Genomic DNA, 12,733 nt, shown 5'->3' with positions numbered 1-12,733 from the left:
CTGGAACTGTAGTCGAATGATACTCCAGGCTTGGAGTCCTTTGCAGAGGGAGCCGGTATGCTCAGTGGCAAGGTCAAATGGTTCAATAACGCCAAAGGATATGGCTTCATCGTTGCAGAAAACAGTGATGAAGACCTATTCGCTCATTACTCGGCCATTCAGATGGACGGTTACCGCACACTCAAAGCGGGCCAGGCAGTCAACTTCAATATCGTTCAGGGCCCCAAGGGTCTGCATGCCGTGGAGATCCGTGCGGCTGAAGTGAGCGCGACCGCTGCCGCGCCTGCCACCAACACCCTCGATGTACGGGATACGGTCAGTACGGAAGCCTGATCTCACGCCCCTTCGGGGGCGCCATCTCCCGACCCGCTTCGCCTGCCTTCGCCATGCCCCAGATCGCGCTCCGGAAACAGCAGGTCCCTGACCCGGTTCTTCAGCGCCCTGGCATCGGGAAAACCGCCGTCCTTCTTTCGCTCCCAGAGCACCTCTCCGCCACAGGCGATCTCGAACACCCCACCGGTACCCGGTAGCAGCGTCACCCCACCCAGATCGGTCCCAAATGTACTGAGCAGCTCCTGGGCCAGCCAGCCCGAGCGCAGCAGCCATTGGCACTGGGTGCAGTAGTGGATGGTGATGAAAGGTTTGGCATCAGCCACGGTACACCTCGCAAGGCCTGGGCTCCTTATAATACGCAGCCCTCGATCCTGTCCGCCATGTGGTCCGACCTATGCGCCCGTTGCTGCTGGTAGCCTGTCTTCTCCTGTCCGCCCTGGCCTGGGGCGCGCCACCGCCTAACGTCGGCCTGGTGCTGTCCGGCGGCGCCGCGCGAGGACTTGCCCATATCGGCGTGCTGAAGGCACTGGAAGAGCAAGGTATCCAGGTCGACGCCATTGCCGGTACCAGCATGGGCGCGGTGATCGGCGGGCTCTATGCCGCCGGCTACAGCGCCGAGGAACTGGAGCGCATCGCCCTGGACATGGACTGGGGCCAGGTGCTGTCCGACCAGCCGCCACGCAAGGATGTCCCCTTTCGCCGCAAGCAGGATGACCGGGACTTCCTGGTCAAGCAGAAGCTCAGCTTTCGCGATGACGGCACCCTGGGCCTCCCCATCGGCGTGATCCAGGGCCAGAACCTGGGGATGATGCTGGAAAAGCTGTTCGTGCATACCAGCGATACCCGAGACTTCAACCAGCTGGCCATTCCCTTCCGGGCAGTGGCGACGGACATCACCACCGGCGAGAAGGTGGTCTTCGATCATGGCCATCTGCCCCGCGCCATTCGCGCCAGCATGTCGATTCCGGCGGTGTTCGCCCCCGTGGAAATCGACGGGCGACTGCTGGTGGATGGCGGCATGGTCGACAACATTCCCATCGACGTCGCCCGGAACATGGGGGCGCAACGCGTCATAGTGGTCGATATCGGCACCCCGCTGCTCAAGCGCAAGGACCTGACCACGGTGCTGGACGTGCTCAACCAGTCCACCACCCTGATGACCCGCAACAACTCCCAGGCGCAGCTGGCGACGCTGGGCAAGCAGGACCTGCTCATCCAGCCGCCGCTGGCCAGCTATACCAGCGCCGACTTCAGCGAGGTCAAGGCACTGATCGATGCGGGCTATCGGGCTACCATGGCCATGGCCAGCGAACTGGCGGTACTGCGCAGGAATGCGCCGAGCGAGCCGTCCTCGGCGGTGGCTGCCGCCCGGTCGCCCAGCAGCCGGACCCCGGTCATTGATGCCATCCGCATCGAGAACGACTCCAAGGTAGAGGACGAGGTCATCCGTCACTACATCCGTCAGCAGCTGGGAGAGCCGCTCAATGTCGAACGCCTCCAGGACGACATGAGCACGCTCTACGGCCTGGACTACTTCGACCAGGTGGAATACCGCATCCGTCGGGACGGGCCCGGTGACAATGTGCTGATGATCTATGCCCGCGGCAAGCGCAGCGGCACGGACTTCCTGCGGCTGGGCCTGAACCTGTCGGACGATCTGCGGGGCGACAGCGCCTTCAACTTCGGCGCCAGCTATCGCATCAACGGCCTCAATCGCCTGGGCGGCGAATGGCTGACGCGGGCCCAGATCGGCGATCACCAGGAGCTCTACAGCGAGTTCTACCAACCTCTGGATGTCGGTTCACGTTACTTCATCGCGCCCTACGTCGGTGGCGAGGCACGCAATATCGAACAGCTGGAGCGCAATCACCCCATCGCCGAGTACCGCCGTGAACGCTATGGCTTCGGCCTGAACCTGGGCCGGCAGATCGGCAACAAGGCCGAGGTGCGGCTGGGCATCGGCCACGACTGGGGTAGTACCAAGGTGCATGTCGGACCGCGTGACACCCCGGAGGAATCCTTCACCGAAAGCTTCTATGAGCTGCGCTATTCCCTGGACGATCTGGACGACGTGAACTTCCCACGTGAGGGCCAGGACTTGGCGTTGACACTCAAGCAATTCGATCCCAGTCTGGGCTCCGACTCCCGCTACCGGCAGCTGGACCTGCACCTGAACAAGGCGCTCAGCTATGGCTACAACACCTTCGTGATCGGGGGCGGCCTGGGCCGCACCCTGTCGACCGACAGCGATACCAATGTGGTGACCAGCAGTTTCCTGCTGGGCGGCGCCTGGCAGCTCTCGGGCTATCGCCAGGACGCCTTGTCTGGCCAGAACTACGGCCTGGCGCGGCTGATCTATTACCACCAGCTCACCCAGCGTTCACTATTCCCGCTGGACACCCCGGTCTACCTAGGCGGCAGCCTGGAACAGGGGCGCATCTGGAATCGAGACGACGACTATGACAGCGGCAACATCAGCGCCGCCAGCCTGTTCCTGGGCCTGGACACGCCACTGGGACCGCTCAAGTTCACCTATGGCCTGAGCGACCAGGGCGAGCATGCGTTCTACATCAACCTGGGCAACAGCTTCTGATCACGCGATACGGGAGAGCAGCATTTCCGCTCGCTCGCGCTGGCTGTCACTGCCCTCGCTGACGATCTCCTGCAGCAGCGAGGTGGCATGGTGAAGGTCGCCTTGGTCGAGACAGGCCTCGGCCTCGGCGAAGCGTCGGGCGATGTCGTCGGTCATGAAGTGCTCGTCGAGACTCATGTCCAGCTCCAAGACCGCCGGCAACTCGCCCAGCCCCTCAGGAAAGTCGTCTTCCAGGGTGATCTCCAGGGCATCGGCCTGCTTCCAGCCGGAATCGGCGTCCAGCTCTTCGGTCAGGGCGATGGCCTCATCGAGGCTCAGATCGGCGAGATCCAGATCGTAGTGTTCTTCGGTCACCGGCGCTGGCGCAGCCGGCTCGGCGAATTGCAGCTCCGCCGACCACTCGCTGGCCGGCGCATCGAACGCCGGCAGATCGAGATCCAGATTCTCTTCGGGTAGATCATCTGGCGCACTGGCCGAAATGCCCGGAAACTGTGCGTGCAAGACGACAAGACTGGCCGCCGCCCCGCCCAGGGCCAGAAAGCGCTGTTCGTGCTGGCTGAACGCCTGGGCCTCACCCAGGGTGGCCAGCACCCTGAGCAGCAGCAGACGTAGATCCTGGCGACGATCGTCTTCGGCGAGACCGCTCTCCAGCACCTCTCTCGCCTGACCATAGCGACCATAGGCGATGTAGATTTCCGCTCGACCGGCATGATCGTCGACCGGTGCCGGACTGGCCGCGGCAGGAGTCTTGGCGCGGACGGGCACCGGCTGGGTAGCCGCCAGCACCGGCTCGGGCAAGGGCTCGGCCGGCTCCACGTCCAGCTCCTCGTCTTCGCTGAAGACCGCTGCCTGCTCCGCCTGGCGACGACGCCACCAGAGCACACCAGCCAGGGCCAGGATGGCCGCAGCACCGGCCAGCAGGAGCGAACGCGGTGACAGCAGGCCTTCGTCGGCCTCGCCTGAGACAGGACTGCTGGCAACAGCAGCCGCTGGAGGAGGAGCCGTTTCCGTTACCGGGGTCGCCGACACCTGTGTCGGAGCAGGCGTTGGCGTGGCCAGGGCTACCGACCGCGCCTGATTCAGTTGCTGCTGCAAGCCATCCCGGTCTTGCTGAAGCTGGGTGATCTGGGCTTCCTTCTGCGCCAGCAGCGTATCGTAACGTTCCTGCAACTGGGTGAGCTGCCCCTCCAGATCGCCGACCTGCCGCCCGAGATCCTGGGTCACCAGCAAGGGCTTGGCGTCTTCCGGGATGCTTCCAGCTGGCTGAGACGGGGTCGCTGGCGGTGCTGCAGAATCGGCTGCGGGTGCTGCCGTGGAAACCGGCGCTGTGGCAGCCCCCGGCGCGGCTGGCGCAGGTGCGGGCGCAGGCGTAACGGGCGCGACAGGGACCGGGCTGGCTGCGGGCTGTGGTGCAGCCTTGGCCACCACCGGCTGCCGCGGCGCGGGCTCATTGACACCCGCCGGCAGACGCAGTCGCTGGCCGGCTTTCAGCCTTCCAGGATCGTTGTTGGCGAAGGACGCCGGATTGAGCGCGAACAGATCCGCCATCAGTTGCTCCGCCGACCGATTGGCCAACGGACCAAGACGCTTGGCGATGCTCCAGAGGGTGTCCTTGGGCCGCGTCTGGTAGATGCCGTCACCGGCGGCCAGGCCTGGCGAGGGTGCGAGCTCGGGCTGCCGAGGCGCGGACTCACGAGCCGCCGGGCTAGCGGTCGAAGTACCGGCGCGAGCAGGGGCAACCGGGGCGGGCATCGGGGCGGTACTGGCAACACTGGTAGGCGCACCACTGCTGCGAGGCGGATCCACCAGCAGGGTGAACTCACGCAGCTGCTTGCCGCCTGGTTGTTCCAGCTGGACGATGAAGCCGAGATAGGGCTCGACCAGGGAGCGGCGGGAGGTGACCTCGATGTAGCTGCCCGCGGCCGTGCGCAGGTGCGGGGTGAACACCAGATCGTTCAAGAACTGGGTACGGTCGACCCCCGCCTGGGCGAACGCTTCGTTCGTGGCCAGGTGGATGCGGAAGTCCCCGGCCTCGGCAGCACCGATGTTGACCAGCTCGATTCGCGCCCGCAGGGGCTCGTTGAGAGAAGACTGGAGCGTGATACCACCCAGGCCGAGGGCAAGCGCCGCTTGAGGAAGAGTGGTCAGCGTGGCGGCCGACAGAAGGAATAAGGCAAGGGGACGGCGTTTCGCGACCATGGATACCGCTGCGTCAGGTATTCGAAGAAACCGGTGTTTTAGCGTGGTGGCTCACAAAAATCGCCTCCGCTACGCTGGAACGTAGCATCGATACCGACAGACGGCAAACCGATGGTCGTCAGCGCAGAAAAGGCGACGGTGGGTGAGTTAGGCCGCCAGCTGCGGTGCCAGACGTCTCGGCCCGGACTTGCGCCGGCATCTGGCCCCGGCCTCGGGGCTGGTCAAGCCGCCAGACGGCATTCAACCGCGTTCGAGATTGGCAAGGACGCGCTGGTGCACCTGCTGACAGATGGCGATCTCCGCGTCATCCAAGCCGCTGAGCAGCTCCTTGCGCAGGGCCTCGGCGATGGTCTCGATCTTCTCGATCAGCGGACCGGCTTCCTGGGTCAGCATGATGCGCTTAGCGCGGCGATCTTCGGTGACTGCCAGACGCTTCACCAGCCCCTGCTTCTCCAGACCGTCCAACAGCCGGGCCAGGGTCGGCCCCTCGATACTGATGCTCTGCGCCAGCTCACGCTGGGTAGGCTGCACGCCCTTCATCCGGGCGAGGTTCAGCAACACCTGCCAACGGGCCTGGGAGAGCCCCAGATGACTCAGGCGACGGTCGAGCTCGGCGCGCCAGGCACGAGAGACATGAAAGATCTGGCGGCCGAACAGATGTGGATCGGTAGGGGTCATTCAGGCTAAACCTTGTACTTGGATTTTCTCATTATTCTGGTTGAAGGCACGGCGGGGCAACCGCCGTGCCTCGCTAGTCGGCCAATTCCGCCTGCAGGGCAGCCCGCACGCAGTACAGCGCACCGCTCGCCACCCGTCCCTCGAAACGCGCGGCGATCTGGGCTACTGGCGGCAATTCGCCCTCGTCTTCGAGGAAGGCGTCCTGAATCTCCGCCAAGAGGTCCTCGGGCAAGTCCAAGGCCTGTTCCAGCGCGATCTGCTGCTGGGCGATGGCTTCGGCCAACAGGGCATAGACATTCTTTTCCGAGCAACTCAGCTGCCGTGCGGCCTGCTCTGGCGTCATGCCGGCACGCACCAGGGTCAAGACCTCATGGCGCACGTCGGCGACCGGGGCCGGGGCGGCGCTGCCATCGGTCAAGGCATCGAGGAAGGCCTGACCATAGCGCTCCAGCTTGCGTGCGCCTACACCACTGACACGGCTCATCTCGTCCAGCGAACGCGGCTGGCTGCGCAACATCTCCAGCAGGGTGGCATCGGGGAAGATCACGTAGGGGGGCACCGAGTGCTCCTCGGCCAGCTTGCGCCTCAGGGTGCGCAGGACTTCCCACAGCTCGCGCTCATCGGCACGCACCAGCTGGCTGGCGGCACTGGCCGACCCGCTGCTACCCGTACCCCGCCCACGTTGAGGCTTGGGATCGCGGCGCAATTCGATGCGTACCTCGCCGCGCAGCAGGGGTCGGCAGCTTTCGGTCAGCCGCAGACCACCGTAGCCATCGACGTCAACCTCGGCCAGACCACGGGCGACCAGCTGGCGGAACAGGGTGCGCCATTCATCTTCGCCGCGGGCCTTGCCCAGGCCGAACACGGCCAGGCGCTGGTGACCAAGGCTGGTGATCTTTTCGGTCTCGCGACCGAGCAGGATGTCGACCAGGTGCCCTACCCCATAGCGCTGACCGCTACGGTAGATGGCCGACAGCGCCTGGCGCGCCGGTTCGGTGGCGTCCCAGGTCTCGACGGTGTCGATGCAGTTGTCGCAATGGCCGCAGGGCTGGGGCAGGTGCTCGTCGAAATAGGCCAGCAGTACCTGGCGGCGGCAGCGGGTTTCCTCGCACAGCGCCAGCATGGCTTCGAGCTTGTGCCGCTCGATGCGCTTGTGGCGTTCGTCGCCTTCGGAGCTCTGCATCATCTGCCGCAGCAGCAGCACGTCCTGCAGGCCGTAGGCCATCCAGGCATCGGCCGGCAGGCCATCACGACCGGCACGACCGGTTTCCTGGTAGTAGGCTTCGAGGCTCTTGGGCAGGTCGAGGTGGGCGACGAAGCGCACGTTGGGCTTGTCGATGCCCATGCCGAAAGCAATGGTGGCGACCATGATCAGCCCTTCCTCGTTGAGGAAACGCTTCTGGTTGGCGGCGCGGACGTCATTGGGCAGACCGGCGTGATAGGGCAAGGCCGGAAAGCCTTGTTTGCTGAGTTGCTCGGCCACCTCCTCCACCTTCTTGCGCGACATGCAGTAGACGATGCCGGCATCGCCACGGCGCTCGGTAAGAAAGGCCAGCAGCTGCTTGCGCGGCGCTTCCTTGGGCACGATGCGATAGAAGATGTTGGGACGATCGAAGCTGGAGAGAAAGCGTTCGGCCTCCTCAAGGTGCAGGCGGCTGGCCATCTCTTCGCGGGTGCGGGAATCCGCCGTCGCGGTGAGCGCCAGGCGCGGCACGCCAGGGAAGTGTTCGGCCAGCTGACCGAGCTGCATGTATTCCGGACGGAAGTCATGGCCCCATTGGGACACGCAGTGGGCTTCATCGATGGCGAACAGGGCGATCGGCAAGCGCTTGAGGAAATCCAGCATGCGCGGCTGAACCAGGCGCTCGGGCGCGAGGTAGAGCAGCTTGATCTCGCCGCGCTCCAGCCGCGCGGCGACGGAACGCTGCTGTTCGCCGGTCATGGTGGAGTTGAGGGCAGTGGCCGCCACGCCAAGCTCTTCGAGGGTGGCGACCTGGTCGTCCATCAGGGCTATCAGCGGCGAGACCACCACGGCCACGCCGGGGCGCATCAGGGCCGGCACCTGGTAGCACAGGGATTTACCGCCGCCCGTGGGCATCAGCACCAGCGCATCGCCACCGCTGGCCACGCGCTCGATGATCCGGGCCTGGTTGCCACGGAACGCGTCGTAGCCAAAGACGTCTTTAAGGATGCGCAGCGCGGGTTCTGACATGAAGCCTCCTCGAATGGAAAGGCCATTATACGGATGCCGAGGTCGGTGCGGCGGTGCTTTTCCGTCGGCCGGCCACTGGCCGCCAGGTTCGACGTGACTCGGGCGCTCGTCTACAATTCCGGCCGTTCTGCCCTTTCGATTCCTTTCCGAGGTAAGTAGCCGATGTCCTTCGCCGAACAATTGACCCGTCTGCGCGATTTTCTCGATGCAGACGATCTGCACGAAGAAGCGCTCGACTACGTAGCCGCCCACGGCTACCTGACCGCCCTGTCCATCTGCCCGGAAGAGGTTCCCGAACGCGAGTGGATCGACGCTCTCTTCGCCGAGCCACCGCAGTATCGCGATGCCACCCAGCAGGAAGAGATCGAGCGCGCCCTGGTGCAGCTCAAGGCGCATATCCTGCGCGTGCTGGGCAGTGACGAAGAGCTGGATCTGCCGTGCGACCTGGACCTCGGCCCCGAGCCGGACGAATCCGAGCTGCGCGGCTGGTGCATCGGCTTCATGGAAGGGGTGTTCCTGCGCGAAGCCGTATGGTTCGAAGATGCCGAAGACGAAGTCAGCGAGCTGCTGCTGCCGATCATGGTCGGCTCGGGTCTGTTCGACGAACAGCCCGAGTTCTCCGAGATCGCCCAGGATCGCCGCCTGGTCGCCGACATGATGGTGCAGATCCCGGAATTGCTGACCCAGCTGTTCCTGCTCTGCCACTCTCCCGAAGAAAAGCCGGCGCTGCTCAAGCCACGTCACTGAGCGATGGACGAAGCTCCCGCCAGACCCCGGCAAAAGAAGGGCTGGGTGCGCTACCTGCTGCTAGGGCTAGGCTGGCTCAGCGTAGCGCTGGGCGTTATCGGCGCGTTCTTGCCGCTGTTGCCCACCACGCCTTTCCTGCTCTTGGCGGCCGCCTGCTTCATGCGCAGCTCGGAGCGCTTCTATCTGTGGCTCGTGAACCACAAATGGTTGGGGCCCTGGATCAAGCCCTACCTGGAAGGCGAAGGGATCCCGCTCAAGGGCAAGGTCTACGCCATCGTCGCCATGTGGATCAGCGTGGGCTTTTCCTGCTGGCTGGTACCCTATGTGTGGGCACGGGTGGCGGCCTTTGCCAGTTGTGCGGCGGTAACGGTCTACCTGCTCCGGCAGAAGACCCGGCGTTAGCAGGCGATGGGCATAAAAAAGGGCGATCAGTGATGATCGCCCTTTTTTCATGGGTGACGCGGTGGCATCAGGCCGCTCTGGCCATGGGGGTCGGCGGTGCTTGGTCGGGGACGGTGGGCTCGCCCGGCTCGCTGGGCTGGATGGGGGCGGGATCGGGCTGATCGGGCTCGCCCCCCGCGCGGGGCATGGCATAGGCGGCAAGGGTGGCGAATTCGTCGTGCGAATGGATCGGGAAGCGGGACATGGCGTGACTCCTCTGCTGACTCTCTAGGTAGAGTGGTCCTGCAGCATGGGAATTCCCTCAATCACCCCGCACCGGCCCGCCATGATTGCGTGCAAAGGTTTCTGCGCCCATGGCGGCGATCTGGCCATCGATGAGCGCTTCGAAAGGCGCCAGCAAGGCCTCGAAGCGGGCCGGTGCCTCCAGTGCATTCAGCGCTGCCACGACGGCCTCCACGGTGGATAACGCCTCGGCTGCAGGGGCCTTGCGTACGCGATAGCGCGACGGTGGGCCGGGTGGCAAGGAGACCCTCGGCAGCGCCGCCAGCGCCGGATTGGTGTGCAGCAGCAGGCGCGCCTTGCGCCAGGTGCCATCGGGAATCACCAGCAGCCGTTTCGCCGGGGTCGCGCTCGCGGGCGGCAGTCGGTCGATCGTGACCGCTTCGGGGCCCGGGAACAGCAGCCAGACTTCATGGCCGGCGAGCCAGCGTGGGAGGTCGGCAAAGGTCTCGCCGATCTCCAGTTGTGCATTGGCGAGCCCCAGGGCGGCCAGGCGCGCGGTATTGAGCGGATGACGTCGTTCGCTGGGATGCTGCAGCAGCAGTATCCGCGTATGGCTGGACAGCGAAGGGATCAGTGCGCACAGGCACAGCGACAGTGGGCGCTGGCAACGCGCGCAGGCGGGACGGGACATCGGGATTTCCGCAGCGGAGGACGGCGACGATCATACCGGATCGCCGCCGCTCCCCCGGCACCTCAGCGATTGAAGCGCGCGGTGAGGTCGTGCAGGTAGTCGGCCATGCCTTCCAGTTCGCGACTCAATTCTGAGCCACGGCGGGCCTGGGCCGAGCTGTTGTCGGAAAGATCGGCGATCCGGCTGATCTGCCGGTTGATGTCTTCGGAGACGTGGCTCTGCTCTTCCACGGCGGTGGCCATCTGCTGACTCATGGCGGTGATGAGGCTGACCGATTCGCTGATGCCTTCCAGGGACTCGCGCACCGCCGCCGAATGGCGTTCGCTCTGGCGCGAGGTCTCTTCACCGCGACTGGCGGTGGCCACGGCGCGCTCGGCATTGGCCTGCAGGTTGGCGATGATCTGGTGGATCTGCTCGGTGGACTCGCGGGTGCGGGAGGCCAGGGAGCGGACCTCGTCGGCCACCACGGCGAAGCCACGACCGGCTTCACCGGCACGGGCGGCTTCGATGGCGGCGTTCAGCGCCAGCAGGTTGGTCTGCTCGGCGATGGCGGTGATGACGTCGGCGACGCTGCCGATGCTCTGGGTCGAGCTGGCCAGCTCGCCCACCGCCTGGCCGATGTCGCTGACCGCCGTGCCGAGTTCGCGCATGGAAATCAGGCTTTCTTCAGCCTTGTCGCGTCCGGAATGCACCATGTTCTCCGCGTTGGCGGCGGCCTGGGCGGTCTCCTGGACGTTTTGCGAGACCTCGTGGATGGTAGAGGTCATCTGGGTAATGGCGGCGGCGGACTGGTCGGTCTCGTGGCGCTGCTGTTCCAGCAGCTCGGCCCCGGATTGGGACAGCTGGGAAGACTCGCGGGCCTTCTGGCGCACGCTGTCGCCAACGTCGGCCAGACGCGTCAAGGCGGTCTGCAGGCGCGCGGCTTCGCTGTGCAACGCGAGGTCCAGACGCGCCGGGGCGCCGATCTGGTCGCTGTAGGTCGGCGCGACCACATCGCTGGAGAACATCTTGGGATGGTCCGCGAGAATGCGCTCGATACTGGCGCGCTGGCGATACAGCTGGTGGGCACTGACACCCAGCAGGGCGGCGACGATAAGGGTTGCCTGAGCGGTGTCGTCCAAGAGGAAGTGACCGCCCAGGATGACACCAGCGGCCGCCACGGTCGACCAGCAGGCGGAGATGGCGCTGGTCAGGCGACGGATCCGGGGCACGGGAGCCTTGCCGGCATTGATCCGGGCATAGAGCTCGCCGGCGCGACGCACCTCGTTAGCACTGGGCAGGGAACGCACGGATTCGTAGCCGATCACCCGCCCCTGTTCCAGGATCGGGGTGACATAGGCACTGACCCAGTAGAAGTCACCGTTCTTGCAGCGATTCTTGACGATGCCCATCCACGGCTTGCCCTCCTTGAGAGTCGCCCACATGTGGCCAAAAACGGGGGGCGGCATGTCGGGATGACGCACCAGGTTGTGCGGACTGCCGATCAGCTCCTCCCGCGTATAGCCACTGATGGCGATGAACGCTTCGTTGCAGTAGGTGATGTTCCCCTGCAGGTCGGTGGTGGAGATGAGTCGTTCTTCTTCCTTGAAGGTACGGCCCTGTTGGGTGACCGGCAAATTCGTGCGCATGCGGGTGCCTTATCTAGCAGGTTATCTACTCCGTGGGACATCAACCATTTAAATGGTGGCTAATTGCCCGCACAGGTGAAAACGGTAACCCTTTGGTTATCGTCCTAGTCGCTATCGGCATGTTGCATCTGGGCTTTAAGGATGCGCTGAAAACTTTGGATAAGTGGCTCGCGCCCCCGCCCTCGGCGGGTGATGAGGGAGAACGGCGCCTGATAGCCGAAAGTTGCCGGTTGCAGCGCCTTGAGCCGGCCCTGGTCGACCCAGGCATGGACATAGTGCTCCGGCAGGTAGCCGATATAGGCGCCGGAGAGGATAAGGATCAGCTGGGCCTCCATGCTTTCCACGGTGGCGGCGCTTTCCTTGAAGCCATGGCGTGCCAACTCAGCCTGACTCCAGTAGCCGCGCCGCACCATGCGCTGGCGGGTGATCACCTCGGCGGGAATGCGCCGTTCCGGGAACAGCGGATGACGATCGCTGCAGTAGAGCCAGTGCTGCTCGCGATACAGCGGCTGGTAGACCACCCCGTTCATGCGCGCGGAAAAGGCGCCCACCGCCAGGTCCAGTCGTCCTTCGAGCACCCCCAGCTGCAACTCGTAGGGACTGGTCACCGCCAGATGCAGGTGGACGCCGGGATAGTCGTGGGTATAGCTGCCGATCACATCGGCCAGCGGCAGCGCCGGCTCGCTGGACAGTGAATCCAGTACGCCCAGGTTGAGGGTGCCGCTCAACTCGCCCTTGAGGGTCGTGGCATAGCGTTCGAAGCCTTCGATCTCGCCCAGGATGCGCAGCGTCTCCTGGTGGAAGAGTTCGCCCTTGCTGGTGAGGGCGAAGCCGCCACGGCCGCGATGACAGAGGGTGACTCCGAGCTGCCCTTCCAGCTGACTCATGTAGGTGCTGATGGCCGAGGTGGACAGGTTCAGTTCCTGCTGCGCCGCGGCGAAGCCCTGGTGGCGTACCACGCAGGCGAACAGCTTGAGCAGACGGATGTCGTGGAGAGCATTGGCCATGGCGGACTCCCGGTGGACGCG

General features: G+C 64.8%; 12 protein-coding genes and 1 pseudogene. 4 read left to right on the top strand and 9 right to left on the bottom strand.

Annotation, left to right across the window (positions count from 1 at the left end):
• The first annotated feature begins 57 nt into the window (after window positions 1–57).
• A complete protein-coding gene (gene cspD, locus ACWPW1_RS10605; protein WP_271654681.1) occupies window positions 58–333 on the top strand; it encodes a cold shock domain-containing protein CspD in 276 nt (91 codons plus the stop codon).
• 2 nt (window positions 334–335) lie between these two features.
• Here the strand turns inward: cspD and ACWPW1_RS10600 are convergent, their stop codons facing one another.
• Window positions 336–656 carry a SelT/SelW/SelH family protein gene (locus ACWPW1_RS10600; protein WP_271654680.1) on the bottom strand — a complete coding sequence of 107 codons (321 nt, stop codon included), beginning with the start codon at window positions 654–656 and terminating at the stop codon, window positions 336–338.
• Between the two features lie 71 nt (window positions 657–727).
• Here ACWPW1_RS10600 and ACWPW1_RS10595 point away from each other — a divergent pair, with 71 nt between their 5' ends.
• The gene (locus tag ACWPW1_RS10595; protein WP_434776443.1) at window positions 728–2,926 is read left to right on the top strand and encodes a patatin-like phospholipase family protein; all 2,199 of its coding nucleotides are present in this window, start codon (window positions 728–730) and stop codon (window positions 2,924–2,926) included.
• Here the strand turns inward: ACWPW1_RS10595 and ACWPW1_RS10590 are convergent, their stop codons facing one another.
• From ACWPW1_RS10590 to recQ, 3 genes are all read right to left on the bottom strand, one after another.
• Window positions 2,927–5,125: a FimV/HubP family polar landmark protein gene (locus tag ACWPW1_RS10590; RefSeq protein WP_454252900.1), complete on the bottom strand. Its 2,199-nt coding sequence runs from the start codon at window positions 5,123–5,125 to the stop codon at window positions 2,927–2,929.
• Window positions 5,126–5,365: 240 nt separating this feature from the next.
• Window positions 5,366–5,803 carry a MarR family transcriptional regulator gene (locus tag ACWPW1_RS10585; RefSeq protein ID WP_059314645.1) on the bottom strand — a complete coding sequence of 146 codons (438 nt, stop codon included), beginning with the start codon at window positions 5,801–5,803 and terminating at the stop codon, window positions 5,366–5,368.
• Between the two features lie 73 nt (window positions 5,804–5,876).
• The gene (gene recQ, locus ACWPW1_RS10580) at window positions 5,877–8,015 is read right to left on the bottom strand and encodes a DNA helicase RecQ (protein WP_434776441.1); all 2,139 of its coding nucleotides are present in this window, start codon (window positions 8,013–8,015) and stop codon (window positions 5,877–5,879) included.
• A gap of 162 nt (window positions 8,016–8,177) precedes the next feature.
• Here recQ and ACWPW1_RS10575 point away from each other — a divergent pair, with 162 nt between their 5' ends.
• Both ACWPW1_RS10575 and ACWPW1_RS10570 read left to right on the top strand, forming a co-directional pair.
• Window positions 8,178–8,762, top strand: coding sequence for a UPF0149 family protein (locus ACWPW1_RS10575; protein WP_059314643.1), 585 nt, complete (start codon window positions 8,178–8,180; stop codon window positions 8,760–8,762).
• Window positions 8,763–8,765: 3 nt separating this feature from the next.
• Window positions 8,766–9,164 carry a YbaN family protein gene (locus ACWPW1_RS10570; protein ID WP_323148712.1) on the top strand — a complete coding sequence of 133 codons (399 nt, stop codon included), beginning with the start codon at window positions 8,766–8,768 and terminating at the stop codon, window positions 9,162–9,164.
• A 67-nt stretch (window positions 9,165–9,231) separates the two neighbouring features.
• On the opposite strand, the gene ACWPW1_RS10565 is transcribed toward ACWPW1_RS10570, so the two are convergent.
• The 5 genes and pseudogenes from ACWPW1_RS10565 to ACWPW1_RS10545 all read right to left on the bottom strand — a co-directional run bounded on the left by ACWPW1_RS10565 (window position 9,232) and on the right by ACWPW1_RS10545 (window position 12,712).
• Window positions 9,232–9,408 (bottom strand): hypothetical protein, encoded by a 177-nt coding sequence (locus tag ACWPW1_RS10565; protein WP_271654676.1) that lies wholly within the window; start codon window positions 9,406–9,408, stop codon window positions 9,232–9,234.
• A gap of 57 nt (window positions 9,409–9,465) precedes the next feature.
• Complete coding sequence (locus tag ACWPW1_RS10560) at window positions 9,466–10,077, bottom strand: DTW domain-containing protein (protein WP_434776440.1); 612 nt, start codon at window positions 10,075–10,077, stop codon at window positions 9,466–9,468.
• 62 nt (window positions 10,078–10,139) lie between these two features.
• Window positions 10,140–11,270 (bottom strand): methyl-accepting chemotaxis protein, encoded by a 1,131-nt coding sequence (locus ACWPW1_RS10555; protein ID WP_434776613.1) that lies wholly within the window; start codon window positions 11,268–11,270, stop codon window positions 10,140–10,142.
• 153 nt (window positions 11,271–11,423) lie between these two features.
• Window positions 11,424–11,705: pseudogene (locus tag ACWPW1_RS10550) on the bottom strand (PAS domain-containing protein); the annotation flags it as partial.
• Window positions 11,706–11,809: 104 nt separating this feature from the next.
• Window positions 11,810–12,712: a LysR family transcriptional regulator gene (locus ACWPW1_RS10545; protein WP_017641749.1), complete on the bottom strand. Its 903-nt coding sequence runs from the start codon at window positions 12,710–12,712 to the stop codon at window positions 11,810–11,812.
• Between the last annotated feature and the right edge of the window lie 21 nt (window positions 12,713–12,733).

This window comes from Pseudomonas sp. Marseille-Q7302, assembly GCF_965111925.1.
The sequence above is the reverse complement of the archived record's forward strand: the minus strand, read 5'-3'. Positions and strand labels throughout refer to the sequence as shown.

Excerpts from the sequence above, each read along its gene's own strand:
- recQ (WP_434776441.1), bottom strand. The coding sequence starts at position 8,015 with ATGTCAGAACCCGCGCTGCGCATCCTTAAAGACGTCTTTGGCTACGAC.
- ACWPW1_RS10575 (WP_059314643.1), top strand. The coding sequence starts at position 8,178 with ATGTCCTTCGCCGAACAATTGACCCGTCTGCGCGATTTTCTCGATGCA.
- ACWPW1_RS10570 (WP_323148712.1), top strand. The coding sequence starts at position 8,766 with ATGGACGAAGCTCCCGCCAGACCCCGGCAAAAGAAGGGCTGGGTGCGC.
- ACWPW1_RS10565 (WP_271654676.1), bottom strand. The coding sequence starts at position 9,408 with ATGTCCCGCTTCCCGATCCATTCGCACGACGAATTCGCCACCCTTGCC.
- ACWPW1_RS10545 (WP_017641749.1), bottom strand. The coding sequence starts at position 12,712 with ATGGCCAATGCTCTCCACGACATCCGTCTGCTCAAGCTGTTCGCCTGC.
- ACWPW1_RS10595 (WP_434776443.1), top strand. The coding sequence starts at position 728 with ATGCGCCCGTTGCTGCTGGTAGCCTGTCTTCTCCTGTCCGCCCTGGCC.
- ACWPW1_RS10585 (WP_059314645.1), bottom strand. The coding sequence starts at position 5,803 with ATGACCCCTACCGATCCACATCTGTTCGGCCGCCAGATCTTTCATGTC.
- cspD (WP_271654681.1), top strand. The coding sequence starts at position 58 with ATGCTCAGTGGCAAGGTCAAATGGTTCAATAACGCCAAAGGATATGGC.
- ACWPW1_RS10560 (WP_434776440.1), bottom strand. The coding sequence starts at position 10,077 with ATGTCCCGTCCCGCCTGCGCGCGTTGCCAGCGCCCACTGTCGCTGTGC.
- ACWPW1_RS10590 (WP_454252900.1), bottom strand. The coding sequence starts at position 5,125 with ATGGTCGCGAAACGCCGTCCCCTTGCCTTATTCCTTCTGTCGGCCGCC.